The organism is Pseudomonas sp. LS44, assembly GCF_024730785.1.
Taxonomy (GTDB): domain Bacteria; phylum Pseudomonadota; class Gammaproteobacteria; order Pseudomonadales; family Pseudomonadaceae; genus Aquipseudomonas.
In genome coordinates this window covers 2,256,772-2,283,133 of the sequence record NZ_CP102830.1, presented here as the reverse complement: position 1 = coordinate 2,283,133, position 26,362 = coordinate 2,256,772, and the positions used below count along the sequence as shown (strand labels likewise).

Annotated in this window: 19 protein-coding genes and 2 pseudogenes; 8 read left to right on the top strand and 13 right to left on the bottom strand. The window is 64.5% G+C overall.

Annotation, left to right across the window (positions count from 1 at the left end; all coding sequences use genetic code 11):
- Window positions 1–32 precede the first annotated feature (32 nt).
- The gene (locus tag NVV93_RS10095) at window positions 33–1,220 is read right to left on the bottom strand and encodes a lipid-transfer protein (RefSeq protein ID WP_258250541.1); all 1,188 of its coding nucleotides are present in this window, start codon (window positions 1,218–1,220) and stop codon (window positions 33–35) included.
- Between the two features lie 804 nt (window positions 1,221–2,024).
- Here NVV93_RS10095 and NVV93_RS10090 point away from each other — a divergent pair.
- Window positions 2,025–4,709, top strand: a complete 2,685-nt coding sequence (locus NVV93_RS10090) for a LuxR C-terminal-related transcriptional regulator (RefSeq protein ID WP_258250540.1) — start codon at window positions 2,025–2,027, stop codon at window positions 4,707–4,709.
- 246 nt (window positions 4,710–4,955) lie between these two features.
- Here NVV93_RS10090 and NVV93_RS10085 read toward each other — a convergent pair whose 3' ends face one another.
- A complete protein-coding gene (locus NVV93_RS10085; RefSeq protein WP_258250539.1) occupies window positions 4,956–7,436 on the bottom strand; it encodes a LuxR C-terminal-related transcriptional regulator in 2,481 nt (826 codons plus the stop codon).
- Between the two features lie 344 nt (window positions 7,437–7,780).
- Here NVV93_RS10085 and NVV93_RS10080 point away from each other — a divergent pair, with 344 nt between their 5' ends.
- The 3 genes from NVV93_RS10080 (at window position 7,781) to NVV93_RS10070 (ending at window position 12,536) form a co-directional block, all read left to right on the top strand.
- A complete protein-coding gene (locus NVV93_RS10080) occupies window positions 7,781–9,703 on the top strand; it encodes a DUF1302 domain-containing protein (RefSeq protein WP_258250538.1) in 1,923 nt (640 codons plus the stop codon).
- A 26-nt stretch (window positions 9,704–9,729) separates the two neighbouring features.
- Window positions 9,730–11,100: a DUF1329 domain-containing protein gene (locus tag NVV93_RS10075; protein WP_258250537.1), complete on the top strand. Its 1,371-nt coding sequence runs from the start codon at window positions 9,730–9,732 to the stop codon at window positions 11,098–11,100.
- Between the two features lie 383 nt (window positions 11,101–11,483).
- Window positions 11,484–12,536 carry an NAD(P)-dependent alcohol dehydrogenase gene (locus tag NVV93_RS10070; protein WP_258250536.1) on the top strand — a complete coding sequence of 351 codons (1,053 nt, stop codon included), beginning with the start codon at window positions 11,484–11,486 and terminating at the stop codon, window positions 12,534–12,536.
- A 787-nt stretch (window positions 12,537–13,323) separates the two neighbouring features.
- Here NVV93_RS10070 and NVV93_RS10065 read toward each other — a convergent pair.
- A pseudogene (locus NVV93_RS10065) lies at window positions 13,324–13,503 on the bottom strand (helix-turn-helix domain-containing protein); the annotation flags it as partial.
- 76 nt (window positions 13,504–13,579) lie between these two features.
- Between NVV93_RS10065 and NVV93_RS10060 the strand changes: the two are divergent.
- Together NVV93_RS10060 and NVV93_RS10055 are read left to right on the top strand one after the other, a co-directional pair.
- Window positions 13,580–13,762, top strand: coding sequence for a hypothetical protein (locus tag NVV93_RS10060; RefSeq protein WP_258250535.1), 183 nt, complete (start codon window positions 13,580–13,582; stop codon window positions 13,760–13,762).
- Between the two features lie 970 nt (window positions 13,763–14,732).
- Window positions 14,733–15,080, top strand: a complete 348-nt coding sequence (locus NVV93_RS10055; protein WP_258250534.1) for a BON domain-containing protein — start codon at window positions 14,733–14,735, stop codon at window positions 15,078–15,080.
- A gap of 725 nt (window positions 15,081–15,805) precedes the next feature.
- Here NVV93_RS10055 and NVV93_RS10050 read toward each other — a convergent pair.
- Together NVV93_RS10050 and NVV93_RS10045 are read right to left on the bottom strand one after the other, a co-directional pair.
- Window positions 15,806–16,735, bottom strand: coding sequence for a malate dehydrogenase (locus NVV93_RS10050; RefSeq protein WP_258250533.1), 930 nt, complete (start codon window positions 16,733–16,735; stop codon window positions 15,806–15,808).
- Between the two features lie 57 nt (window positions 16,736–16,792).
- Window positions 16,793–17,200: a hypothetical protein gene (locus NVV93_RS10045; RefSeq protein WP_258250532.1), complete on the bottom strand. Its 408-nt coding sequence runs from the start codon at window positions 17,198–17,200 to the stop codon at window positions 16,793–16,795.
- A gap of 115 nt (window positions 17,201–17,315) precedes the next feature.
- Between NVV93_RS10045 and NVV93_RS10040 the strand changes: the two genes are divergently transcribed.
- A complete protein-coding gene (locus NVV93_RS10040) occupies window positions 17,316–17,825 on the top strand; it encodes a phosphoribosyltransferase family protein (RefSeq protein WP_258250531.1) in 510 nt (169 codons plus the stop codon).
- Here the strand turns inward: NVV93_RS10040 and NVV93_RS10035 are convergent.
- Entirely contained in the window at window positions 17,813–18,487 is a 675-nt protein-coding gene (locus NVV93_RS10035; RefSeq protein WP_258250530.1) for a dienelactone hydrolase family protein, read from the bottom strand. The two genes, NVV93_RS10040 and NVV93_RS10035, sit on opposite strands and share 13 nt — an antisense overlap.
- 190 nt (window positions 18,488–18,677) lie before the next feature.
- Window positions 18,678–19,352 (bottom strand): phosphoribosyltransferase, encoded by a 675-nt coding sequence (locus NVV93_RS10030; RefSeq protein ID WP_119893410.1) that lies wholly within the window; start codon window positions 19,350–19,352, stop codon window positions 18,678–18,680.
- 168 nt (window positions 19,353–19,520) lie between these two features.
- Between NVV93_RS10030 and NVV93_RS10025 the strand changes: the two are divergent.
- Window positions 19,521–19,735: pseudogene (locus NVV93_RS10025) on the top strand (HupE/UreJ family protein); the annotation flags it as partial.
- On the opposite strand, the gene NVV93_RS10020 reads toward NVV93_RS10025, so the two are convergent.
- Genes NVV93_RS10020 through sufC form a run of 6 tightly spaced genes read right to left on the bottom strand, consistent with a single transcriptional unit; the run spans window position 19,681 to window position 26,361 of the window.
- Window positions 19,681–21,678: a thioredoxin domain-containing protein gene (locus NVV93_RS10020; protein WP_258250529.1), complete on the bottom strand. Its 1,998-nt coding sequence runs from the start codon at window positions 21,676–21,678 to the stop codon at window positions 19,681–19,683. The pseudogene NVV93_RS10025 and the gene NVV93_RS10020 sit on opposite strands and share 55 nt — an antisense overlap.
- Window positions 21,679–21,726: 48 nt before the next feature.
- The gene (gene sufT, locus NVV93_RS10015; RefSeq protein ID WP_258250528.1) at window positions 21,727–22,557 is read right to left on the bottom strand and encodes a putative Fe-S cluster assembly protein SufT; all 831 of its coding nucleotides are present in this window, start codon (window positions 22,555–22,557) and stop codon (window positions 21,727–21,729) included.
- Between the two features lie 3 nt (window positions 22,558–22,560).
- On the bottom strand, window positions 22,561–23,016 hold the full coding sequence (gene sufU / locus NVV93_RS10010; protein WP_119893405.1) for a Fe-S cluster assembly sulfur transfer protein SufU: 456 nt from the start codon (window positions 23,014–23,016) through the stop codon (window positions 22,561–22,563).
- On the bottom strand, window positions 23,013–24,287 hold the full coding sequence (locus NVV93_RS10005) for a cysteine desulfurase (protein ID WP_258250527.1): 1,275 nt from the start codon (window positions 24,285–24,287) through the stop codon (window positions 23,013–23,015). Before NVV93_RS10005 ends, sufU begins: the two co-directional genes overlap by 4 nt.
- Window positions 24,284–25,603: a Fe-S cluster assembly protein SufD gene (sufD, locus tag NVV93_RS10000; protein ID WP_258250526.1), complete on the bottom strand. Its 1,320-nt coding sequence runs from the start codon at window positions 25,601–25,603 to the stop codon at window positions 24,284–24,286. The genes NVV93_RS10005 and sufD overlap by 4 nt, the downstream gene beginning before the upstream one ends.
- Window positions 25,600–26,361 (bottom strand): Fe-S cluster assembly ATPase SufC, encoded by a 762-nt coding sequence (gene sufC, locus NVV93_RS09995; RefSeq protein ID WP_258250525.1) that lies wholly within the window; start codon window positions 26,359–26,361, stop codon window positions 25,600–25,602. The genes sufD and sufC overlap by 4 nt, the downstream gene beginning before the upstream one ends.
- Window position 26,362: the final 1 nt, after the last annotated feature.

Here is a 26,362-nt window from a genome sequence, read left to right as displayed (position 1 = left end):
GGGGCCCGCGCCAGGCGCGGGATGGAGGGCGATCAACCGCGACCGTAGAGGGTCACGACACCGGCGCCGCCGAGGCCGAGGTTGTGTTGCAAGGCGTGCTGCAGGTTCTCGACCTGACGTGCGCCAGCCGTGCCGCGCAGTTGGTTGGTCAGCTCGTAGCACTGGGCCAGACCGGTGGCGCCCAGCGGGTGGCCCTTGGAGAGCAGGCCGCCGGACGGGTTGGTGACCACCTGGCCGCCGTAGGTGTTGTCGCCGTCCAGGACGAACTTCTCGCCCTCGCCAACCTTGCAGAAGCCGAGGCCTTCGTAGGTCAGCAGTTCGTTGTGGGCGAAGCAGTCGTGCAGTTCGCAGACTCGGATGTCTTCCGGGCCGACGCCGGCTTTCTCGTAGACTTCCTGGGAGGCCTGGCGGGTCATGCCGGTGCCGACCACGCTGATCATCGACGGCGGATCGAAGGCGTCCGGCTTGTCGGTAGCCAGGGCCTGGGCGAGGATCACCACGTCGGTGCGCAGGCCGTGCTTCTTGGCGAAGCGCTCGGACACAAGGATCGCCGCAGCGCCACCGCAGGTCGGCGGGCAGGCCATCAGACGGGTCATCACGCCTTCCCAGACGACCTGGTCGGCCATCACTTCTTCGGTGGTGACGACCTTCTTGAACACGGACAGCGGGTTGTTGGCGGCGTGACGGCTGGCCTTGGCGCGGATGGCCGCGAAGGTCTCCATCTTGGTGCCGTACTTCTGCATGTGTTCTTTACCGGCGCCGCCGAAGAACATCAGCGCGCCCGGCATGCCGATGCCTTCCGGGAAGGCCACGGCGGAGGCATCGAGGCCCTTGCCCATGGTGGGCAGGCGGTCGGTCCAGAAGTTCTTCAATGCACCCGGCTGCATCTGCTCGAAGCCGAAGGCCAGGGCGCAATCCACCGTGCCGCTTTCCACGGCCTGGCGGGCAAGGTACAGGGCAGTCGAGCCGCTGCCGCAGTTGTTGTTGACGTTGATCACCGGGATACCGGTCATGCCGACTTCGTACAGGGCCGACTGGCCGCAGGTGGAGTCGCCATAGACGTAGCCGGCATACGCCTGCTGCACCAGGTTGTAGTCGATGCCGGCATCCTTTAGAGCCAGACGAACCGCCTCGGCCCCCATCTCGATATAGCTACCGCTCTGGCCAGGCTTGGCGAAAGGGATCATGCCGACACCGGCGACGTAAGTTTTCTGCGACATCTTGTTCTCCTGGGACAGTGGTCAGATCACCGCGATAGCGGAACTCGTGAAGTCATATTTGCTCGGCTGGCGGGCTAAGTATTCCGCTCACAAAGAGTGGGAAAAGGGTGGGGGGGTACCCCGGCGGTCGCCATGAAGGTGCCGCGCGCCTGGTTGTGTGGGTGGTGCGGCGCTTCGTCGAAGTCCAGTACTGGCGCGAAGCACACGCCCATTTCGATATTTTTTGGCTATGCACCGGTTAGGTGCTGCGCATCGCTTTTGTAGGGTTAGCCGCAATGCTGTTCATTTAGGTTTTGGTGCCACAGGCAGGCCACGCGGACAGAACCCTCTCCCGCCGGGAGAGGTCAGGGTGAGGGGGCGCAGCCAATACAGGCGAAGAGGTTGCGTTGCTACGAGGCTTCTTCCCCTCACCCCGACCCTCTCCCCAGCGGGGAGAGGGAGAGCAGAACCCTCTCCCGACCGGCCGGAGGGCCGGCCACGGGGATGCCTGCCGGCATCCATGGTGGGTTACGCCGCTACGCGGCTAACCCACCCTACGGCCCTAGGATCTGCTGTTCGTGTAGGCGCGAATTTATTCGCGAAAGGCGGTAAATCCATCGCGAATGAATTCGCTCCTACGGGCTTTTGTGGTGGGGCGAGGATGGGCAATCGCTCGAACGAGGGAGGAGGGGTGGCTTGCCTCCCACTCTCGTGGAGGGGACAACGACAGGGCAAAGGGGCCTAGCTTTGCCCTAGGTTTTACTAATCGCTCGGATGGCGGCGGGTGGCGGGCTCTGCGCTTGTCGGCCAGTTGTGGAGGGCACTATGTTCGAAGGCTCCAAGCTGTCATTACCCCAGGTTCAAGCGCCTGCAGTGATCATGCTGCCGGTCATGCATGAACGGGTCGCGATGCTCCGGGCGACGTCGCCGGTATCGATCGATCCACGCAAGTTGCGCAGTCCGGAAGCCTCGGCGAAGTCGTTACCGCGCGAACGGCTGCTCGCGCAGTTGACGCAGGATCAGGAGGCCCGGCTGATTCTGCTCCGCGCCGCCAGCGGCTTCGGCAAGACCACGTTGCTGCAGCAGTACCGCCAGTCTTGCGAAGATCGTGGGCAGAGCACCCTATGGCTCAGCCTCGATGCGACAGACAACGACCCAGAGTGTTTCCTGGCACACCTGCATGCCGGCCTGGATGCGCTGGACCTGCCTCAGGTGGCGGTTGCCGATAGCGGCCAGGCCCTGCTGGCGCGAATCGCGCGCGCGGCCACGCCACTGGTGATGTTGCTCGACGGCTACGAGGCGATTCGCACGCCGGCGGTCGATGAGCTGGTTTCGCGGCTGTTGGTGGTGCTGCCCGCGCACATGCAACTGGTGATCGCCTCGCGTGCCGCGTCAGGCATAGCCCTCGGCCGGCTGCGCGCGCAGCGCCTGCTGTGCGAGCTCGACGCCACCGCGCTGGCGTTCAGCGAGCAGGAAACCCGTCAGTTGCTCGACCAGGAGTGCCTGGACCTCGACGAGCAAGCGCTGGCCGAGCTGCTGCGCAGTACCGAAGGCTGGCCGGTCGCGCTGCAGATGGCGACGCTATCGCGGCGCGACGGCTGCATGGCCCCGGCGCTCGCCGAGTACTTCAGCGAAGTGGTGCTGGCCGGTGTGGACGCAGAAACTCGCGAATTCCTGCAGCAAACTTGCGTTCTCGACCGACTCTGCGTGCCCGCGTGCGAGGCGCTGACCGGTAGCGGCGATGCGCGGAGCATGCTTTTGCGCCTGGAGCGTGCCGGCCTGTTCCTGTTTCCCCTCGGCGACGGCGGGTATCGCTACCATGCGCTGTTCGCCGAATTTCTCCGCGCCACGCTCCAGCACCGGCAGCCGCATGGCCTCCACGAACTGCACCTGCGAGCGGCGCGCTGGTCACTCGACAATGGCCAGCCGGCTGCCGCCATCGAGCACCTGCTACAGGCGCGCGAATACGAGGCGGTATTCGATCGACTGGAGCCGATCCTCGATCAGTTGATCGACGAGGGGCGGTTGCGCACCTTGGCGCGCTGGTTTGACCAGCTGCCAGCCGCGGCCGTGGCCAGGCGTCCGCGTCTGGCCCTGGTGCAGGCCTGGATCCGGGTGCTCGAACAGCGTTACCAGGACACCCTACAGCTGATCGATCGGCAGGCGTTCAGCCTCGAGAGCGAAAGCCTGCGCTGCCTGCTGCTGGTCTTCACCGACCAGTTCGAAGCCGCCCACTCCGCCTGTCTCCAGCACATCGAACGCCTACCGCCGGGCGACTCACTGCACCATGGCCTGTTGGCCATCAGCCTGGCCTACTGTCAGATCGGCCTGGGTGAGCACGGGCAGGCGCGCCTGCAACTGAGTCGCTTGGTCGGCATGGCGACGACAAAGCGGGCGACGATCGTCGATAACCTCGCTGACACCCTCGACAGCATTCTCGACTTGACCGAGGGCCGGTTGGGCAGTGCCCTCGTCCGTTTGCGCACGCTTGCCAGCCGGCCGCGGGCCGGCGGTTGCAGGAGATGGGAGGCGGGGAGTTTGGCGCGAGATATCGTGCGGACCGCTCTGCTGTACGAAGCTGATGAGCTCGAAGAAGCGCGGCGCATACTGACGGGCATTCCACGCGGCGGCCGTTTCAGCAACGGTGCCGATGCGATGATCAGTGCCCAGGTATTGCTGGCGCGCATGGCCCTGCTCGACGGCGACCGGCCGGCCTGGCAGCGTCACCTCGCCGAGCTGGAGCAGGCCGGTCGCCGTTGCGGGCTGCACCGGGTGATCTGCGCGGTGTGGCTGGAGCGTGCTCGCGTGGCCACCCTGGAGCGACGTTTCGACCTGGCAGCACAGGCGCTGCACAGTGCCGACAACCACGCCGACTGGATGCGTCCGGAGCTGCGCATGTACGCCAGCGACGTGGACGATACCTTCGTCGCCCGGCAGCGTCTGGGCATCGCGCGCGGTCAGTTTGCCGAGGCGGCCGACGAGTTGGCGGCGGCGCTCGCCGCTGCGTTGCGCCAGCACCGTCAGCGCCGGGCCTTGAAGCTGCGGCTGCTGCTGGCCATGGCGCTAGCCGGCCTCGATCGCGACGGCGAGGCGTTCACCGAGCTGACCGAAGCCTTGCGCCTCGCCGCGCACGAAGGTTTCATCCGCAGCTTTCTCGACGAAGGCGCCGGCCTCGCTCGGCTGTTGCAGCGCTGGGCGGTCGTGCACCAGACGCAGGCCAGCAGCCTGGGTGTGCGGCCCGAGTTTCTCGCCGGCCTGCTACGCCGCTTCGGCGTTGCGGCGGTCACTGGCGTGTCCGGCGCTGTCGAGGCGGCCGCCCATCTGACTTCGCGCGAACTCGACGTCCTGCGCCTGCTGGCTGCCGGCCACCGCAACCGCAACATCGCGGAGCGGATGAGTCTGTCCGAACACACGGTTAAGACCCACCTGCGCAATATTAACGCCAAGCTCGGCGCCAATGGCCGTACCGCTGCGATCGCCATTGCCCGGGCGCTACAGCTGCTGGACTAGTGGCCTGTTTGGCTAACTGAATTAGCCGCACGGACTCGTAGGGTGGGTTAGCCGTAGGCGTAATCCACCGCCCCGGCTGGACGCCGGTGTTCCGGGCGATGCCGCTGGTGAGTTACACCGCTACGAGGCTAACCCACAAAAGCCCGTAGGAGCGAATTCATTCGCGATGGATTTACCGCCTTTCGCGAATAAATTCGCTCCTACACAAACATCAGAACTGTTCCGGACGATGTCACTGGCCTGCGCTCAGGACAGCATGCCGAACGAGCGTGCGCGCATTACCGCCTGGGTGCGTCGTCTGACCCCCAGTTTGTGGTTGATGCTGACGGTGTGCGCCTTGACGGTATTCAAGGAGATAAACAGTCGTTCGCTGATCTCCTGGTTGGACAGCCCTTCGGCGAGCAGCTCCAGCACGCCGAACTCGCGAGCGGTCAGCTCTTTTGCATGCGATACGGTGCTGCCGCTCGTCCCGAGACTCTCGTCCCAGCCGGCAACCAGGCTGAAAGGGGGAAGTATCGCGCCATCCTCGGCGTTTCTGGCAGGCGTTCGGCCGAGTGTCAGCTCCACGCGGAACAGCGCCACGCGCACCTCGGCGAGCAGGCCGCGGAACTGCATACGCTCACACTCATCGGCCAGCCGACGCAGGCGCGACTCCGCTGCCGCGGCGCGGCCCGTACCGAACTCGGCAAGCGCGAGCAGGTAGCGATTGCGCTGATGCATGGAGGGGGCGTGCAGAGGTGGCAGACGTCCCGCTGCCGTATGGGCCTGTTCCTCCAGGCTGGCGGCCAGCGGCAGCACCTGCTGCCAGAGCCCCTGACGCGCCAGAATGCGCAGCTGGAACTGGGCTATCACGGCCTGGTAGCAGTCGGCGTGCACATTGGCGCGCTGCATGCGCCGTTCCGCCTCGAGCAGATGTCGATGGCCCCGCTCGTGTTGACCGCGACAGGCCGCCACTTCCGCCAGGCCCAGGCTGCCATGCAGGACGCAAGGGTCTGCGCTGAGCTCGGCATATTTCACGCCGTTCACCAGTGCCGTTTCGGCGGTGTCCAGATTGCCACGCAACAGCAGCAGCTCGCCGCGCAGGATCCATAGGCGACCGAGCAGCAGCGCGTGCTGTCTGCCGCTGGCGGCCACCAGAGCGAAGTCCTCGTCGAGTAGGGCCTCGGCGAGCGACAGTTCGTGGCTCAGCAGCAGGCCACGGATGCGGTCGGTGTCGATCAGCACCTCGCTGGCCAGGCAGCCTTGGCGCCGGCTCAGCTCCACGGCGTTTTGCAGGCGTTGGCGGGCCTGGTCCGGTTGTCCGGCGGCCATCTCCACGCGGGCAAGGGTGGAATGGCAAAGGACCGCTGACTGCCAGTCACGCAGATCCAGATGGTCGGGCGCGGAGCTGCAGTGCTCGCGCGCCGTTGCGACGTCGCCGAGCAGCCCGCGCAGGGTGCCGTGCAGCGCCTGCCAGTTGCTCAGCACGCGGCAGTGGCGGCGCGCGGTGACCTGCGGCATCGCCCGGTTCAGGCGCTCCAGGCAGGTCGCCGCCTCATCCAGACGCCAGGTCATCAGCAACGCACGGGCGTTCAGGTAGATAAGCAGTGGCGTGCTTTCCAGCAGCTCCAGGGGCAGGCGCGAGCGCCAGTCGAGCCAGGTGCGCAGGTGCTGCTCGCTGAACAGCCAGTCGAGGGTCAGCTGGTGCATGTAGCTGACCGCCACCTCGACCTGGCCGGCGCTCAACGCCAGTTCAATCGCCTCGTCGAGGAAGCCGGCGCCGCTCAGGTAGCGACAGGCATGCAGCCGCAAGCGGCTCAGCTCGGAGGCACCCAGCTCACCCTGCAGCGCTCTGGCCACGGGCGGGAGCAGGCGATACCAGGTGGCGCTGGAGTCTACTGGCTGGAAGACGGGGTGATCGCGTAGCAGCCGACGGAACACGGTGCCGCCATCTTGTAGCTCCCACAGCTGGTCGCAGAATTCGGCAGACACGCGCGGCAGGTGCGCCAGGCCGATCAGCAGCTGGCGCTCCTCCGCCGAGACCCGCGACAGCAGTTCGTCACCCAGGTACTGACGCAACCAGTCGGCGCCGTTCGCTGTGCCCAGCAGCAGGCGCGCACCGGCACACCAGCCCTGGGTCTGCTGCCAGGCCGACTCCGCTGCCTCGCTGCCGGGCGCCGGATCGAACAGAGGCACTAGGTCGTCGTATTCGCGGCGGGAGAAGGACAGGCGCTCGGCGCCGAGCTCCAGCAGCTGATCGTCGAGCATCAACTGAGCGAGCCGCCAAGGTGATCGCTGGCGGCAGCTGACCCAGAGTTGCAGCGGCGTTTCCGGCAGGCTCAGCAGTTGATCGATCCAGACGTTGAGCGCGTCATTGCTACTGGCCCCCAGGTCGTCCAGCACCAGCACCAGCGGCTCGCCGGGGAGCCGCAGTCGTTCCAGCAGCGCTGCCGGCTCGCTCGGGCCGGGCAGCAGTATGGTCAGCTGCGCGCACAGCCAGTCCAGGCTGGGGGCCTGGCCGCGCAGGCTCAGCCACAGGCAACGTGGCGTGGGCGCGAGGTGACGCAGGTATTCATTGAATAGCACGCTCTTGCCGTAACCGGCTGGCGCATAAAGCAGGCGCAGGCGGTAGGGCTTGGCTCCCAGCTCGTCGATGAGGTGCGGACGGGACTGGTGAAGCGAGGGCAGGGGCGGCGGCGTGGCCGCCGCGAAGGCGGTGCCGGGCGTCAGGGAAGGGCAGGCAGGCATGATTTCCTCGGCACGGGCGACAGTCGATCGGGTGCAAGGCCTGGCCCTGCGCGCGCGTCGATTGTCGGTCCGATTCCGCAGTCGCCAAATCAGCCGTTCGAGGTAGAGGTATCGCCCGGTTTCTACCTCGCGCGCGAGGAGACGGTGGGGTGGTAACAGTGGTGCGCCGGGCACGCTGTTACCGGCGGCCACGCGCGGGCATAAGGCGAGCGCAGCGGCAGGCTGATTTTCGCTCGTCTCAACCTTTCGGGTAACCCGGCAAATTGTCTGAACAGGCAATTTTGACCCTCCGATGCGCGACCTAGCATGGGGCCTCCACTTGATCCATTTTTTTGGAGCGCCGCATGACAACAACAACAAAGCGCGGAGTCTTCCAGCCGCATCTGCTGGCTGCAGCCGTCGCCGTCGGCCTGAGTGCACCTGCTCACGCCATTATTTTCAATATCGGGGAAGTCGAAGGGCAGTTCGATTCATCGCTGTCGGTTGGTGCCAGCTGGGCAACCCGCGGCCCGGATCCGGATTTCATTTCCAACTTCAACGCGCAAGGTGTGCGTGGCAATTCCTCGGCGCGGACCGCTGACGACAACCGCCTGAACTTCAAGAAGGGCGAGACCTTCTCGAAAATCTTCAAAGGCTTGCACGACCTGGAGCTGAAGTACGGCGACAGCGGCGTCTTCGTGCGCGGCAAGTACTGGTACGACTTCGAGCTGAAGGACGAGCACCGCCTGTTCTACGACATCGACGACAGCGGCCGTGACCGCGCTGCCAAGTCGTCCGGGGCGATGTTCCTCGACACCTTCGTCTACCACAACTACAACATCGGCGAGCTGCCGGGTAACGTGCGTCTGGGCAAGCAAGTAGTCAGCTGGGGTGAGAGCACCTTCATCGGTAACTCGATCAACAGCATCAACCCAATCGACGTCGCCGCGCTGCGCCGTCCGGGCTCCGAGGTCAAGGAAGGCCTGATCCCGGTCAACATGTTCTACCTGTCGCAGAACCTCAGCGAGAACATCACGGCCGAGGCCTTCTATCAGCTCGAATGGGAAAGCAGCGTTCTCGACAACTGCGGCACCTTCTTCGGCAGCGATGCGGTTCCGGAAGGCTGCACCGATCGTGCAGTGATCGCCGGCCTGGATCTGCCGCCGGGAGCGGCGAACCGTGGCAACAACCTGGCGACGGTTGCCGGCTCGACGGTTCAGGTAGGGCCGGGGGTATTCCTCAATAACCCTCTTTCCGGAACTGATGACGCCTTTGTCCCGCGCACCAAAACCAAGGATGCCCGAGACGACGGTCAATTCGGCGTAGCCTTGCGCTGGTTCATCCCGGAGCTGAACGACACCGAGCTCGGTGCCTACTACCTGGACTACCATTCTCGCAACCCGAACCTCGACTTTACTCGGGCCACGACGACAGCCGCGACCGGCACAGGACTGGGCGCCACCTCCGGCGCCATCAATGCGGTACGCAGCGCCAGCTATCACGTCGTTTATCCCGAAGACATCCGCCTCTACGGCCTGAGCTTCCAGACCAATATCGCAGGCACCTCGCTGGGTGGTGAAGTCAGCTTCCGGCCGAATATGCCGCTGCAGCTCAATGGTGCCGACCTCAACCTGGCAGCCGTAGGCAACGCCACTTCGCCGCTGTTCGTCAGCGGGCATTCCGTCAATGCGCCGGGTTCGGCACTGCAGGGTTACGAGCGGATGCCGGTACTGCAGACGCAGATGACCGCGACCGAGTTCTTCGATCAGGTCATGGGTGCCAGCCGTCTGACCCTGGTCGGCGAAGTCGGTTACAACCGCATCAACGGTCTGGGCGATGCCGACGGCACCGATCTGCGCTTCGGCCGTAGCACTGTCTGGGGCGCCGGCCAGCTAGCCACCGCAGCGGGTCCGGCGACCTGTGCCGGGACCCTGAACCCGGTACCGGGCCAGCCTGCCAACGTCGTGCGACCGTCCAACCCGCAGCAAGAGTGCAACGACAAGGGCTTCTACACCACCGACTCCTGGGGATACCGCGCTCGCGCCCGTCTCGACTATCCGAACATGTTCGCCGGCATCAACCTGGCGCCGAGCGTGGCCTGGTCGCATGACGTCGATGGCAACGGCCCGAACTTCGAGGAAGGCCTCAAAGCCATCAGCCTCGGTTTGGATGCGGATTACGCCAACACCTATACCGCGAGCCTCAATTACACCGATTTCTTCGGCGGTGAATTCAACAGCAACGGTGACCGCGACTTCGTGGCACTCAGCTTCGGCGTGAACTTCTGATTGGCACTTGCAAGAGGAAACACAGCATGAAAACAAAAACAATGATGCAAATGGGTGCCCTGGCGCTGACCCTGTTGGCCAGCAGCGTGATGGCGGCCGTCTCCCAGGAGGAGGCCAACAAACTGGGCACCATCCTGACCCCGCTCGGCGCGCAGAAGGAAGGCAACGCCGACGGCAGCATCCCGGCCTGGACTGGCGGCCTGAAACCCGGCGCGGCGCCAGTGGATGCCAATGGCTTCCTCGGCGATCCGTTCGCAGGCGAGAAGCCGCTGTTCGTCATCACCGCGGCCAACGCCGAGCAGTACAAGGACAAGCTGACCCCCGGCCAGCTGGCGATGTTCAAGCGCTACTCGGACAGCTACAAGATCCCGGTGTACCAGAGCCAGCGCACCGGCGGTGCTCCAGGGGCAGCCTACGAGGCAGCCAAGAAGAGCGCGGTCAACGTCACGCTGACGGATGGCGGCAACGGCCTGGCTAACTTCGCGGCTTCCCGCTACTACCCCTTCCCGCTGCCGAAAAGTGGCGTAGAGGTGTACTGGAACCACACCAACCGCTATCGCGGCGGCAACATGGTCCGCCAGGCTGCCCAGGCCGCGCCGCAGACCAATGGCTCCTACACCATCGTGGGGTACGAGGATGAGCTCAGTTATCCGCAGCACATGGATGGCGTCGAGCCGGGCCGCGCCGACAAATTGCAGTACCTTTACAAGCAGCAGGTGACTGCGCCGGCGCGCATGGCCGGTACCGTCCTGCTGGTCCACGAGACCATCGATCAGGTCAATGACCCACGCATGGCCTGGCTCTACAATGCTGGCCAACGTCGCGTACGTCGGGCCCCTCAGGTCTCCTACGATGGTCCGGGCACCGCGGCTGACGGCATGCGCACTGCCGACAACGCCGATCTGATGAACGGCGCTCCGGACCGCTACGACTGGAAGTTGGTCGGCAAGCAGGAGCTGTACATCCCTTACAACAACTATGAACTGGCATTGCCCAAGCATAAGTACGCCGAGATCATCCAGGCTGGGCACATCAACCAGGACCTGACCCGCTACGAGCTGCACCGTGTCTGGCATGTGGTCGCCACGCTGAAGGCCGGCGAGCGGCATATCTATGCCAAGCGCGACATGTACTTCGACGAGGACACCTGGCAATTGGCCGAGGTCGATCATTATGACGGCCGCGGTCAGCTGTGGCGGGTCGCAGAGGGCTATGCGTACAGCGACTACGAACGTCAGGCGGCTACCTACGCGATGATGGGTATCTACGACCTGATCGCCGGCCGCTATAACGTGCTGGCGATGACCAACGAGTCCAAGCACGCACCGGTCTACGGCGGCACCAGCAAAATGTCCGACTACACCCCGGCGGCATTGCGCAACGCAGGCGTCCGCTAACCTCCAGCCCCTCCGAGCACACCGACGTCCCGCTTGCGGGACGTCGGCCCATGGCGACCGTCCTTCTATCCCTGTCTTCGTGAACTGCAGTGCCGAAGGACAAGCCAGGGAGTTTCCTGTCGGCTCAAGCTCGCCAGTGAGGCTGATCCGACTGAGTGGGCGGCGCAAGGCCAGTCCATCACCCAGCCTGAGGCGACAAGCTGATCGCCACAGGTGCTGCAGACGTAGGCCATATCCCTGCAAAACGTCGGTGCTGCACCTTCACCGACGAGCAACGCTCGGTCTAGTGCTATGAACCACCGCCCCTATCACAACGTTTGAAGACAGCAGGCCGCAAATGCACCAGCTGTGGCGGCCCTTTGCTAACTACCTGGAGAACTTCCATGACCAACTGCCTTGCCTATGGTGCACATGAGACCCATGCCGAGCTGTCCCCGATGCGCATCGAGCGTCGTGTGCTGCGTGACGACGACGTGGCCATCGAGATCGCCTACTGCGGCGTTTGCCATTCCGATCTGCACTTTGCCCACAACGACTGGGGCAACACTGTGTTCCCCTGCGTGCCCGGCCACGAGATCGTCGGCCACGTGACGGCTGTCGGCAGCGCAGTGAGCCGCTACCGGGTGGGCGACCGCGTGGCGGTCGGCTGCCTGGTCGACAGCTGCCAACAGTGTGCAGCCTGCGAGCAGGGCGAGGAGTCGTACTGCGAGAAGGGCATAACCCCGACCTACAACGGCCGCGACCGCCAGACCGGCGACACCACCCTGGGCGGCTATGCGCAGCACATCGTGGTGCGCGACAAGTTCGTCCTGCGCGTGCCCGAGGTGCTCGACCTGCGCTACACCGGCCCGCTGCTGTGCGCCGGCATCACCGTCTGGGCGCCGCTGCGCGACCATGGCGTGAAACCGGGTACGCGGGTGGCCGTGGTCGGCCTCGGCGGCCTCGGGCACATGGCGGTCAAGCTGGCGGCGGCCCTGGGCGCGGAAGTCACGGTGGTCACCACCTCGCCGGGCAAGGCCGACGATGCCCGCGCCTTGGGTGCGCACCACGTGCTGCTGTCCACCGACCCGGCGGCGATGAAGGGCGCCGGCAACGCCTTCGACCTGGTCCTCGACACCATTCCGCGCAAGCACAACGTCAACCCTTACCTGATGCTGCTCGGCCGCCACGGCAAGCTGGTGCTGGTCGGCGCGCTGGAGCCGTTGGAGCCAATCCATGGCGGCCTGCTGGCCCGCAACAATCGCTCGATCTCCGGCTCGCTGATCGGCGGCCTTGCCCAGACCCAGGAACTGCTCGAGTTCTGCGCCGAGCACCAAGTGCTGCCGAACTGCGAGCTGATCCGCATCCAGGACATCAACGTCGCCTTCAAGCGCCTGGAGAGCAACGACGTGAAGTACCGCTTCGTCATCGACATGGCGTCGTTGGGAGAGTCCTGATCGCCTGCTGGATGTCACCAAGGGAGGAGGGCGAAGCCATCTTCGGGTTCGCTCCTTTCCTCCGCTCCTCTGGCGAGCTTCAACAGCCCCAGCACGGATAAATCACGGATGGCGACTATCTGCAGCACCTGATCGATTGATTCGCCGAGGAGGTCGAGGGATGCCGTGCTTGCGCTGCTGGGTAAGTCGTTCTAGCAGGTCGATAAAGCCGGCATAACCCCACGTTGTCCCAAGAGCGACTAGGAATCCTGGCTGGGCTTGATCCGATATCAGCCAGTGCGCGGATGAACCAGTACGAAGCAGGAACTCATGCCGACTACGTCTCCGATATCCACGAACCGCTCCACCGCATTGCCGGTAACCCTCGCAGCCTGGAAGGTGATATCGCGAGAAAGTGTATGCCCTGACGCAGCTGTGGCGCTATCCTTGCGAAAAATATCAGACAAAAACAGCCAGTTATGCTTGTGGTTCGAACTTTAAAATCGGAGAAATGAAAGCGCGCCTGGGTTCGTTGCCGGAAACGTCCGGCAGCTCCTCGTGGCCGGTCTCGCTGCTGAGCGTAGAGATGTGCCCACAGTGCTCTGAGAGTGGAAATGCCATGGGGCCGTAGTCGCGGCTGTCTCTATCAGTACCAGCTTGGCGCCCAGCAAAAGGTTCTGAGGGAGAGCCGCAGCAGGCGGAGCTTCAGAAACGTCTGGAGGCCTTCCTGCAGGTGGCGCCCCAGAGCCTGCTGCACAACACCACGGGCGCCACCGCGGCCAAGACGCCGGCCCGCGCCGAGTAAGGTTCAGGCCGTGCCGCGCTGGAAACGGTGCGGCGCGATGCCTTTCCAGCGCTTGAAGGCGTGGATGAAGTTGGAGACTTCGCCATAGCCCAGGCGTTCGGCGATTCCCTCCAGAGTCAGGCCGCCGGTGGCCAGCAGTTCCTCGGCCAGGGTCTGACGCACCTCGTCCAGCAGCAGGCGGAATCAGCTATCGTTTCTCTCGGCATGCCGCCGGTGGCACAGCAGCCATGTGCGTAGCGCCAGTAGCTCTAGAGCGTGCATGCCTCACAGACACCGAAAGGGCCTGGGGATCGGCGGTAAAGACGCCAGCGACGCCTTGCTTGCCACGGCCAAGGTGCGTTATCGCCAGAGTGATGAGGCCAGCACGCTGGAGAAAACCGCCAGTAGCTACCGCACGCTTAAAACGAGAATACTCAAGCAAGAATCGATGAAGTTTTCGTAGCTTATTGTTTTTTTTTAGATTATTTCTTTTAAGCAAAATTTCTTGTTTTTAAGAAACTGCGACATACCCACACGAGGCGTACGCGTGCTGATTCATTATCCAGGGCGCCTGCCTTGCGATCCTTAGGCTTCGCATAATGAATATTATGTTAAATCTAGTGTTATTTATGGACGCCTAGCGGTGGTTATTGCTTGCAGCGCTCAGAACTAAAAAGTCGAGATTTCGAGAACTAATTCTTTGAAAAATCGCATGCCGCACTTTCGTGAAGATTTAGTTGCACTCCTCCTGCCATCCCACAGCGAGCCTCGTCGCGTACTCCAGTTCGATCTCCCCATGTGGCTCCAGATTGGTTGGAACCTGTGAGCCTGAACAGATGCGTGATGCCTTTGGGCTCATCTATCAATGCGAGAACTCAGTACCGCCGAGTGCACCTGAATTGCGAGTTCGCGCCGAGGGTCGTCCGGTGAGGTGGACTCAAGGAACTCTCAAATTTTCCAAGGCTGAGTACCGTCTCAGCGTCTGGATAGTGGCGCAGTAGCCGCTTTACTACCCAGCGAGGGGCGATTCAGTCTTCCCCTACTCCTTCCCTCAGTTGGGTGCTCCTACAAGGGGCTGATACACCACCTCGCCACCGAATACGAATTGCAAACTGCAGGGCACTTCTTAGGAGCCCTCGCAGTGTCAGTTTCAAACACTCAATCTCTCACGGGCATCGATTGCTGGTTAGGCCGGACGGCAGCACTGGCCGCCGGCAGAGTTTTGCCGGCCAGGCTGTCCTTGCCAGCCTAGCCGGCAAGGCGCTGCGCCCCGGCCGCAAGCGAGGGGCGTACTATAATTAATCCGCGCGCTTGCTTGCGTGGCGAGACCCCAAGGCGAACCAGGTTATACGTGGTACTCGCCTTGGAGGGCAGAGGGCAGCGCAGCAGGCGGGACCGAAGTTACGCCTGATTCCGCGATTGAGGATCCTGCCATGAAAATTCAATCCTTCCAGCATTACTCCCATGATCTGGGCATGGCTGTTCACGACGTTTGGATTACCGCCAAAGTGAAGTCGACCCTGGCATTTTCCGAATCGACACGCAGCCACCATATCAATGTCAAAACCCATGCCGGCATGGTGACGTTGAGCGGTCGAGTGAACACCCATAAACAGTGTGATCAGGCCATAGAGCTGGCCCGTTCGGTCCATGGCGTCATCGAAATCGATGCCAGCGACTTGCAGACCCATATCTTCACGGGGAATTTCCCCGAAGCGCCCAACTCCGAGGAAAGCGCTGAGTATCGGCCGCCATCGTCAACCAAGACGGACGACAGATGACGACGGCGACCTTGTGAAGGCCAAGGCTGGACGGGGCGACTATTCGCCCGCGTAGGGCCGGCATACAGCCTTGACCAGTAGGAAGGGCCGCATGCGTCCCTTCCTACTGGTCTGTTCTTGTGCTCAGCCTATGACGGTCGGCAGGTGCGGCCGGGTAGCCAGCCTCCCCTTCGAGCGGCTCCACAGGAATCACCTCCAGGCCAACCAGCTGAGCTTCCTCGAGGGTGTCGCAATGGCGCCGTAGATAGCAAAGAGCATCTGCGGCAGCGCTTTCAAGAGACGCCCAGGCATCAGTCACCCGATTCAGCGGCAGGAAGCTTTTTGTTCCTGGCTGCATGTCAATAATTACTGAGGGTCAGGGCGCCGGTTTGGGCCTGTCGATCGTGCGCCGGGTGGTCGAGCTGCACCGCGGCAGCAACTGGTTGAGTCGCCGCTGGGCGGGCTGGAGGTTTGCGTACGTTTGCCGCGCCTCCTGGAGAACGACATGCGGGACATTCGGCACCCATGATCAACCAGCCTGTCTGGGCAGCGGCCATAACCGGAGCTGCGAGGACGATCAAACAGGATTGGCCTGATAGGGAAAGGGGACAGTCGAAACACACAACGGATAATGTCCGCTGGCTCTCGCCCAGCGGCGTCATGCCGTGGTAACACCATGACCCCGAGCGCCAGGGACCGGCGCTCCACTCCCCCCTTGCGCCCCAAACCCCCTCATATACCCCCGCTCACAAAGCATTCATTTCAGCAATATCACGCACCACCTGATCTGCAGAGCGGTCGAACATCGCCTGCTCCTGCGCATCCAGAGACAACTCGATCACCCGCGCAACCCCCTCCTCTGCCAGCACACAGGGGACACCCATGGCAATACCTGTTCGCCCGTACTCGCCCTCGAGAATCGCGACCGCCGGCAAAATGCGGTTTCGCCCATTGGCGATAGCATCCACCATCTGTGAAATTGCCACGCCCGGCGCATCGCAGGCGCTCCCCAGCTTCTTCAAACCCAGAATCTCGCCGCCACCCTGACGTGTGCGCTCCACAATCCGCTCTATCTGCTGACTGGACAGGAAGTGAGACAGCGGCACCGAACCGACCGCACAGTATCGCATCAGCGGCACCATGCTATCGCCATGCCCTCCCAGCACCAGCGCCGTGATATCCCGAGCAGAAAACCCTGTCTCCTCGGCAATAAAACACTTCATGCGCGCTGTATCCAGCACCCCCGCCTGCCCGAACACCCTGTCGCGTCCCAGCCCACTGAGACACCAAGCCCGATAGGTCAGCACGTCGACGGGGTTCGACACCACCAACACCGTCGCCGCCGGAGCATGACGATTAATATCCAGCATGATGCTATCGAGAATTGGCAGATTGATACTCAATACATCCTGACGTGACTGACCAGGCTTGCGGGGCACACCCGCCGTAATCACTACCAGGTCAGAATCCTGCAGCAATTCGGCATTGGACCCGCCGTAAACCCTGGTATCAGAACCTGACTCAACTGCCGCCTGCCAGACGTCCAGCGCCTTGCCCTGTGCCAACTCACCCTGCACATCAATCAACATCAACTCACGACAGAACTCATCCCGGGCGATGATCTGAGCCGCCGCCTCACCCACCATACCGGCACCCACAATTGATAGCTTGTTCACCTCACACCTCCCCGCGGCGCGCGCCACCAGCAACACGCCCACCTATACAGAGAAGTATTACCCGCTAATGCTAAAAGGCCACCCGAAGGTGGCCTGTATTTGGCCGTAAGGCTGCTTGCTTTCGGGGGTGTCGATATTGGTCATGCGTACTTTGATCTGGGATCGTGACGCATCAAGGCAGGTGAAGGTGGTCGCCATCGCTGATGGCGACCACCTTGCAGCTAATCTCAGACGAGAATGAGGTTTAGCGTAATCGTTAACAGGGCAACCCAGCGGCCTAACCACATTTTTCGCGAGCTGGCAGACGGCCTCAAGGCATCGATCGTCAATCTGCTCGACGGTGAGCCGGTCACCTCGTTCGCTAACTTCGAGGCGTTCACCGACTGGCTGGATGCGGAACAAAGAAGGGCCGCTCATCGAGCGGCCCTTCTTTGTTCGAGCCGTCCGAGAAAATTCGACCAGCACAGGGTTGTCTTCCCGCACGTCGCCTGCAGCCCGCCGAGCTGAGCTAACGTTATACAGACCAGCCTATCCCCCTGGGGGCCACTATGGAGCCGAAACCCGGCAGCTCGACAACATCATGGAGGCGATGGCCAGGCAGACAGTCGCCCTACTCTCCCCTCAGCGGCAAACGGTACTGATCGGCATCCTAAGGCGCGGCGAGCCACTGGCGCGCATGCTGCAACAGCGCCTGGTGCAACAGTTCAGGTTGCCCGAGTTGCCGCTCTACCCGCTCAAATTGAAGCGCTACGCCGATGATCTGACGCTGTTGTATGCCCAAACCGCGCTGACCGAAAACCCGGCATTGGCGACACTGGATCTGCCCCGAACCCGCCTGCTACTGGTCGACGACGTCCTGTATGAGGGCCATTCTCTGTTGCGCGCGAGCAGCTACTTGGCGCAACTGGGTGCCAACGAGATCCGCACTGCGGTCTTAGTCGATCGTTGCGTGTGCAAACAGCCGATACAGGCCGACATCATCGGGCTGCGTCTGCAGGTGGCGCCTAGCGATATCATCGAATGCAACGTGCCCCCCTACGAGACGGATTTTCGTATCGATGTGCTGCGGCTCGCCCCTCATTCGGGCTGAGGTTGCAGGTGGTTCAGCAACCAACTGCCGGCCAGTTCGGCCACCACCTCGAGCTTGCCCGGTTCTTCGAACAGATGGCTCGCGCCCGGCACTACCTCCAAGCGCTGCGGGCCTTGCAGTTGCCGGGCGGACTCGCGGTTCAGCGCCAGCACGGTGTCATCCCACTCGCCAACGATCAGCAGGGTGGGTGCCTTGACCTGTTGCAGTGCCGGCTCGGCCAGATCGGTGCGGCCACCGCGTGAAACCACCGCCGCGACAGCGCTCGGCCGCTCCGCAGCCGCCTTCAGGGCCGCGGCGGCGCCGGTACTGGCGCCGAACAGTCCGATTGGCAGCTGGCGTAACTCCTCGTCGTGGCGCAGGTGGTCGATCGCGGCTAGCAGCCGCCGCGTCAACAGCGCGATATCGAACCGAAACTCACGGCTGAGCATATCGATGCGATGCTCGTCCTCGGTCAACAAATCGAGGAGCAGCGTGGCAAGCCCAAGGTGATTGAGGTAATCCGCCACCATTCGATTGCGCGGGCTGAACCTGCTGCTCCCGCTGCCATGGGCGAATAGCACGATTCCGCTGGCGTCGGCAGGCAGAGCCAGATCGGCGTCCAACTCGGCATCCGCCAGGGGCAAGCTCAGACTCCGGTGTTGCAGCCACTGTTCTTGGTTCATGTCGATAGGCTCCAATTAAGCGGGCTCCTCGCAAGTCATCCTGACTTGTTCGGAACGCAGCGAGTCCACTACAGACCCTGACTCGGCTCACGACTAGCCAAGACTCAGGTCTTTGCTTTGCAGACAGAACAGCCCTCCACGATCACGCACTACGGCCTGTCACCCGGCATTCCAGCGACTGCGCGCAGGGCTATTGCGCAGCGTCACGCAGTTCCCTCCGCCAAGCCTGGCTCAGCAAGGTCTTCACCTCCTCATCCGTGGTCTGGGCGAAATCGAGGTACCACTGGCCAATGGAAAAGAAGGGCTCTGGGGCGAGCGGACAGATCAGTTGATCGACCAGAGGGCGCAGCATCGCCAACGTCTCCACGGGCGCGACCGGTACGGCGACTACGATGCGCGCCGGCGCCTGCTGGCGTACCGCCGCAATCGCCGCACGCATGGTGGCACCGGTCGCCAGTCCGTCATCGACCAGTATCACCCGTTGCCCGGCCACGGCTGGCGCGGGACGTTCGCCCCGATAGGCCAGGTCACGGCGCTGCAGCTCCAGAACTTCCTCTTGCACGGCCGCGTCGATGGCCGCTGGGGGTATGTGCAGGTGACGGATGACATCATCGTTCAACACCTGCACGCCGCCGCTGGCAATGGCGCCCATCGCCAGCTCCTTATGACCGGGCGTGCCTAGTTTGCGCACCAGCATCAAATCCAGCCGCAGGGCCAGTGCGCTGGCAATTTCATAGGCGACCGGCACGCCGCCCCGTGGCAAGGCCAGCACGAGCACATCGGCTTGCTCGCGCCACGCCGCCAACGCCGCGGCCAGGGTCTGGCCCGCCTCCACCCGGTCACGAAACGGAATATCCCACTTCATGTCTTCGGCTCCTCAGTGTCCAACTATGCGCCTGACTTTCGCTGTTTGCCTTGCTCCCTATCGGCTTCTCGGCGGCAATAAGACCCTGCACTGTCACGAAAGCGCCATGGATCAAAGATCGTGGTGTCGCCGGGGATCCTCTCCAGGCTCACACCGACGAGGATGTGGGGCTGTAATGTCACCCTGGCCGCGGCTGGCCATTCGGTCACCTTGCTACTGGGCGTACTGACCGCTGTCTCCGTCAGCACTTATGTGATCGACGCGATCAGTCGCTTTTCGGCGGTGTACCAGGCGCTCGACATCCTGGCGCTTTCCATCGCTGGTTCGGCTACGCGCTTTTACCCAGGCAACGCTCAACCAGCGCCGCAGCGCTGGTTACGGGGGCAGCGCAGGTGCGGTTGCGGCACACATAGGCGGTGGCTTGTCCGGCGAGTGGCGTGCGGCCCGCGCCCAAGGGAACGTCCTCGGCGAAGGCCAGCACCCGTGCCGGCAGGTAGCGCCGATGCAGGCTCGCCAGCAAGGCGCTGGCGGCCTCGCGCTCGCCTGCAATGACGACGCTCAGCGGGCCGCATTGGGCGAAGTCCTGCGCGGCCAGGAGATGGGCGAAGCCGAAGGGGTTCTGCGCGGCTGCGGCGCGGTACATGGCGAATACCTGCTCGGCATGCTCGCGGTAGAGCTCGCGACCGGTCAGCTCGAAGAGCCGCAGGAAGGCGAACACGCTGGTCGAGGTACCCGAAGGCCAGGCATTGTCGTGCGGCGCGCGCGGCCGGTGCACCAGCTGCTCGCCATCGCCGGGGGTGAAGTAGAGGCCATCATCCCAGAACTTCTCGAGGATCAGTTCGGCCAGCCGCGTGGCCCGGGCGAGATGGTGCGGGTCGAAGTCGCACTCGTAGAGATCGAGCAGCGCGTTGGCGAGGAAGGCGTAGTCCTCGAGGAAGCCCGGGACCTTGGCCGTGCCCTCGCGCCACGCCCGGTACAGGCCACCCTCGGGGGTCGAAAGGTGGTCCTGGAGGAATTCGGCGGCGCGCCGCGCGGTGTCCAGGTGGCCCGCGCTTCCCGTGGCCTGGTAGGCGGCGCAGAGGCCCTGGATCATCAGCGCGTTCCAGCTGGTGAGGATGTTTTCGTCGCGCCCCGGACGAATGCGCTGGGCCCGCGCCGCCAACAGCTTCTCGCGCAGGCCCACCAGTTGCGCCTCCTCCCCCGCGTCCAGCGCGGCGGCGCGGTGCAGCACCGTGCTGCCATGCTCGAAGTTGCCCGCCGCGCTCACGCCGTAGGCCCGGCAGGCCAAGGCAGCGTCCGCAGCGCCGAGGACGGCCTGCACCTGCACCGGAGTCCACACGTAGAACTTGCCTTCCTCACCCTCGCTATCGGCGTCCTCGCTGGCGTAGAAGCCGCCCTCGGGATGGGTCATATCGCGCCGGATGTAGTCGATCGTCTCCTCGAACACGCGCCGCCAGGAGGGATTGCCGGTCGCGCGATAGGCGTCGGCATAGAGCTTCACCAACTGGCCGTTGTCGTAGAGCATCTTCTCGAAGTGCGGCACGGCCCAGCGCTCGTCCACGCAATAGCGGGCGAAGCCGCCGCCGAGGTGGTCGTAGAGGCCACCGGCCGCCATGCGCTCAAGGGTCAGCTCGAGGGAGCTCAGCAGGTCCGGCTCGCCCAGGCGCTGATGGAGCCGCAGGACCAGGTCATGGCAGGAGGGGTTGGGGAACTTCGGCGCCTGCCCCAGGCCACCGTGGATGCGGTCGGTGCTCTTGGCAATCAACCGGGCTGCCGCGGCCGGCTGGTCTTGCTCCGGCGGCGTATCACCCTGCAACTGGAGGTCTGCCATGAGGCGGTAGCCCTGGTGGATCTGTTCGACGTTCTGCCGCAGCGCCGTGCGGTTGTTCCGCCAGGCCTCGCTCAGCCCGAGCAGAACCTGGGCGAAGCCGGGCCGGCCGTGGCTCGGCTGCGGCGGGAAATAGGTGCCGCCGAAGAACGGCTCGCGCTGCGGGGTGAGGAACACCGTCAGCGGCCAGCCACCGCCCTGCCCCAGCATCTGCACGACTTTCTGGTAGATGTCGTCGAGGTCGGGCCGCTCCTGGCGGTCGACCTTGATGTTGATGAAGTGCTCGTTCAGCAGGCGCGCGAGGTCCGGGTCCTCGAACGACTCGTGGGCCATCACATGACACCAGTGGCAGGCGGCATAGCCCACCGACAGATGGATCGGCCTGTCCTCGTCGCGGGCACGACGGAACGCTTCGTCACCCCAGGGATACCAGTCCACCGGGTTCTCTGCGTGTTGCCTCAGATAGGGCGAGGTTTCATTGGCGAGTCGGTTGCTCATGACTGGCTCCTCACAATGGGTTCTCTGGAACTGCTTCCTTCGGGCCCCTCACAACAAACCAAGCTGCAGGCGGGCCGCCTCGGACATGCGGCTCTGGTCCCAGGGCGGCTCCCAGACCAGCTCGATTTCGACCTGACTGACGCCGGGGAGCGCCTGGACCTTGGCCCGCGCCTCCTCCTTCAGCACCTCGCCCATGCCACAGCCGGGCGCGGTCATCGACATCCTGATCGCGACTCGCTGGCCGCCGCCTTCCAGCGGCTGGATCTGGCATTGGTAGATCAGCCCGAGATCGACCACGTTGACCGGGATCTCCGGATCGTAGACGGTCCGCAGCACGTCGAGGACCTGCTGGACGTTCAAAGTACCGGACGCCGGCTGGGCGCTCGCCTGGGGCATGCTCAGCCCCAGGGCGTCGGCCTCGCCGGCTGCGATCCGCGCGAGCTGGCCGCTGGCGGTCCTGATCGTGAAGCTGCCGCCGAGCGCCTGGGTCACGACGACCCACTCGCCCCGTGCCAGCCGTAGCGGCTCCCCGCGCGGAATCAGCGTGGCCGTGCAATCTCGCTTGAGCGCTATCCGCTGGGCGTGGCCCGGCTGGTTGGGGTTGTCGAAGGTGAAACCGGCGCCGCGCAGCTCCTGCACGTAGTCGATGGCCAGCCCATCGGCCCGGCGCGCGCTCGCGGGGTCGAGCCACAGGCTGATGCCGTCCGTTTCGACGGCGAGATCCCCCTCCGTGCCGGACCCGAAGAGCAGCTCATGCTCGAAGCGCTCGTCGATCCTCAGCCGCAGCAAGCCGCTGCGGCCGTCCGCCAGGGCGTCGCGCAGGACCTGCCGCGCCGCGTCGCTGAGGCGGATGCCGGGAATACGCCGCTCGGTTGCCATGGCTTACTCCGTAGTGACCGGCGCGCTGCCCCCTTCAAGGGCACTGCGCAGCGTGTGCCAGGCCAGCGTCGCGCACTTGACCCGCACCGGAAATTCCCAGACCCCGGCGAGCACCGCCAGCTTGCCGAGCTCCGCAGGTGCCGCCTGGGCATCCGGACCCTCGGTGAGCAACGCATGCACCCGGTCGAACAGCGCCAGCGCCTCCTCCTGCCGTTTTCCCTTGACCGCCATGGTCATCAAGGACGCCGAAGCCTGGGAAATAGCACAGCCGGCCCCCTGGAAGGCAATGTCCTCGATCACCCCGTCCGCGAGCTGGATATAAACCCTGAGCTGATCGCCGCACAGCGGATTGAAGCCCTCCGCCGTATGGGTAGCGCCCTCCAGCGGGCGGAAATTACGCGGCCGCTTGCCGTGGTCGATGATCACGTCCTGGTAGAGATCGCGCAGCTCGCCGTTCATTGGAACAGCTCCCGGACCTTGGCCAGGCCAGCCACCAGCGCATCGATGTCCTGCTCCGTGCTGTAGCAGCCGAGCGAGGCGCGGGCCGTGGCGACCAGGCCGAATCGCTGCATCAGCGGCTGGGCGCAGTGGTGCCCGGTGCGGATCGCGACACCCTCGCGGTCGAGGACGGTACCGATATCGTGCGGATGGATGCCGTCGAGGACGAAAGACAGTACGCCGACCTTTTCCGGCGCGGTGCCGATCAGCCGGAGGCCGGGCACCGCGGCGAGTGCCTGCTGCGCGTAGGACAGCACGGCCTGCTCGTGGGCAGCGATGGCCTCCGCCCCCAGCTCGCCGAGGAAGTCGATCGCCGCGCCGAGCCCGATCGCACCGGCCATGTTCGGCGTGCCCGCCTCGAAGCGGTAGGGCGGCTTGTTGTAGAGGGTCTTTTCGAAGCTGACCGAAAGGATCATGTCGCCGCCGCCCTGGTAGGGCGGCATCGCCTCGAGCAGTTCGCGGCGGCCATAAAGCACGCCTACGCCGGTGGGGCCGTACATCTTGTGCCCCGACAGGGCATAGAAGTCGCAGCCCAGGGCGCGCACGTCGAGCCTCAGGTGCGGGGCCGCCTGGGCGCCGTCGACCAGCACGCGCGCGCCCCGGGCATGGGCGAGCTCGACGATGCGCTGGATCGGGTTGATGGTCCCCAGCACGTTCGAGACATGGGCGACCGCCACCAGCCTGGTCCTGGGCCCGATCAGCCGTTCCAGCTCATCCAGCAAGAGTTCGCCGGCATCGTCGATGGGTGCCACCCGCAGATGGGCGCCGGTCTGCTCGCAGAGCATCTGCCAGGGAACTATGTTCGAGTGGTGCTCCATGGCGCTGATGAGCACCTCGTCGCCGGCGTGGACCTGGGTCTTGCCAAGGGTTTGCGCGACCAGATTGACCGCCTCGGTGGTGCCGCGGACGAAGACGATTTCCTCGACGTGCTCGGCGTTGAGAAACCGCTGGACCTTCGCCCGCGCCTTCTCGTACTCCTCGGTGGCGCGCACCGAGAGATAGTGCACGCCACGGTGCACGTTGGCGTTTTCCTTCAGGAAGAAGCGCGACATCGCGTCTATGACCGCCTGTGGCTTCTGGCTGGTCGCAGCGCTGTCGAGGTAGATCAGGGGTTTTCCGTAGATCGTCTCCGCAAGAATCGGGAAGGCCTGGCGCACCCGCTCGACGTCGTAGCCGGCCGTGAGGTCGAGCCGTTGCGGTGGTGTCTGCAGGCTGGTTTCCAGGTTGCTCATGCCGCCACCTCCAGGCCCCGCAGCTGCGCGGCCACCAGGCGCTCCACCCGGGCCCGCAGCGGCTCCAGGCGAATCAGTTCGAGCATCTCGCTGGCGAACGCATAGGTCAGCAGGGACCGCGCCGCCGCCTCGGGTATCCCGCGCGAACGCAGATAGAAAACGGCCTGTTCATCCAGCTGGCCGACGGCGGCGCCGTGGGCGCACTTGACTTCATCGGCGAAGATCTCCAGCCGCGGCTGGGTGTTGGCCTGGGCCGACGCCGACAACAGCAGCGTCTTGATGGTCTGGCTGGCATCCGTCTTCAGCGCGCCCGGGCGCACTATGATGCGCCCGTCGAAGACCCCGTGGCCACGCCCGTCGATCACGCCCTTATAGAGTTCGCGGCTGGTACAGCGCGGTGCCAGGTGCTCGATGCACGTCTGGTTGTCCAGGTGCTGTTCGCCGCGGGGCAGGTAAAGACCATCAAGAACGACCTGGGCGCCGGGGCCTTCGAGCAGCACCCGCACCTCCTGCCGCGCCAGCGCCGCACCGAGTGCCGAGGAGTGCGCGACGAAGCGGCTGTCTTCGGCCTGGCGCACGCCAAGGAGCGCAACATGGAACGCCGAGGTGCTCTCGTCCTGCAGCTTGTAATGCTCGAGCGTCGCGCCAGCCTCGAGCACCAGTTCGGTGACGGCATTGCTGAGGTAGACCCCCACCCCGCTACCCAGGTGGCTTTCCACCACGGTCGCGCGGCTCCCTGCACCCACCTGCACCAGGGCGCGCGGATGCGCCGCCAGCGGCGTAGTGCCGGGGGCCGACAGAAACACCAGGTGGATCGGCGCCTCGACCCGGGTGCCGGCGGGGATCCGCACCAGGGCCCCGTCCTCGGCGAGGGCCGCATTGAGCGCGGTGAAGGCCTGCGGTTGCGCGCGGAACGCACGGGCGAACAGGTCCTCGAGCGCCCCGCTGTCGGCCGGGAGCAGTGCGGCCAGGCTGCCCAGCTGGACGCCTGGGGGCAGGCCCTTCAACGCAGAGAGTTCAGCGGCGAAATAGCCGTTGACGAAGACCATCCGCGGGCCGCCGAGGTCGCCGCAGAGCTGCTCGACGTTCGCGGCGGACAGCTGCCGGCTCGCGCCGGGCCCGGCCGGCTGGAACGGGATGGCCAGCATGGGCGCGACTCGCGTGTACTTCCAGGCCTCGTCCTTGGCCGTGGGAAAGCCCTGTTCGGCCACCCAGTGGAACGCCGCGCGACGCAGATCCCCCAACCAGACCGGCTGGCGACCGTCGACCCTGGGTTCGAGGCGGGCGAGGAACGCCGTGCTCGCTTCGCCGTTCATGGCCTGGCTCCGGTTGTCGGCCCCTGCTCGAAGCCGGCATAGCCGTGCTTCTCGAGCTCAACGGCCAGCGTCTTGTCGCCGGACTGCACGATCTGGCCGTTGGCCATGACATGCACATGGTCCGGCACTATGTAGTCGAGCAGGCGCTGGTAGTGGGTGATCACCAGCAGCGCGCGGTCTTCACGCCGCAGCGCGTTGACGCCAGCGGCGACGGTGCGCAGCGCATCTATGTCCAGGCCCGAGTCGGTTTCATCGAGGATGGCCAGCTTGGGTTCCAGGATCATCATCTGGAAGATCTCGTTGCGCTTCTTCTCGCCACCGGAGAAGCCTTCGTTGACCGCGCGGCTCATGAAGCTCTGGTCCATCTCGACCAGCGCCATGCGCTCCTTGGCCAGCGTGAGGAAGTCCAGCGCGTCGAGCTCCTCGAGCCCGCGCTGCCTGCGCACCGCGTTGAGGGCCGTGCGCAGGAAGTAGAGGTTGCCGACGCCGGGAATCTCCACCGGGTACTGGAACGCCAGGAAGATGCCGGCGACCGCGCGCTCTTCCGCCGCCATGGCGAGCAGATCCCGGCCCTCATAAAGCACCTCGCCGCTGACCTCGTAGGCCTCATGGCCCGCCAGCACCTGGGCCAGGGTGCTCTTGCCCGAGCCGTTCGGCCCCATGATCGCGTGCACCTCGCCGGCGCCAATCCTCAAAGTGATGCCCCGAAGGATCTCGCGGCCCTCGACATTGGCGTGCAGATTCCTGATCTCGAGCATG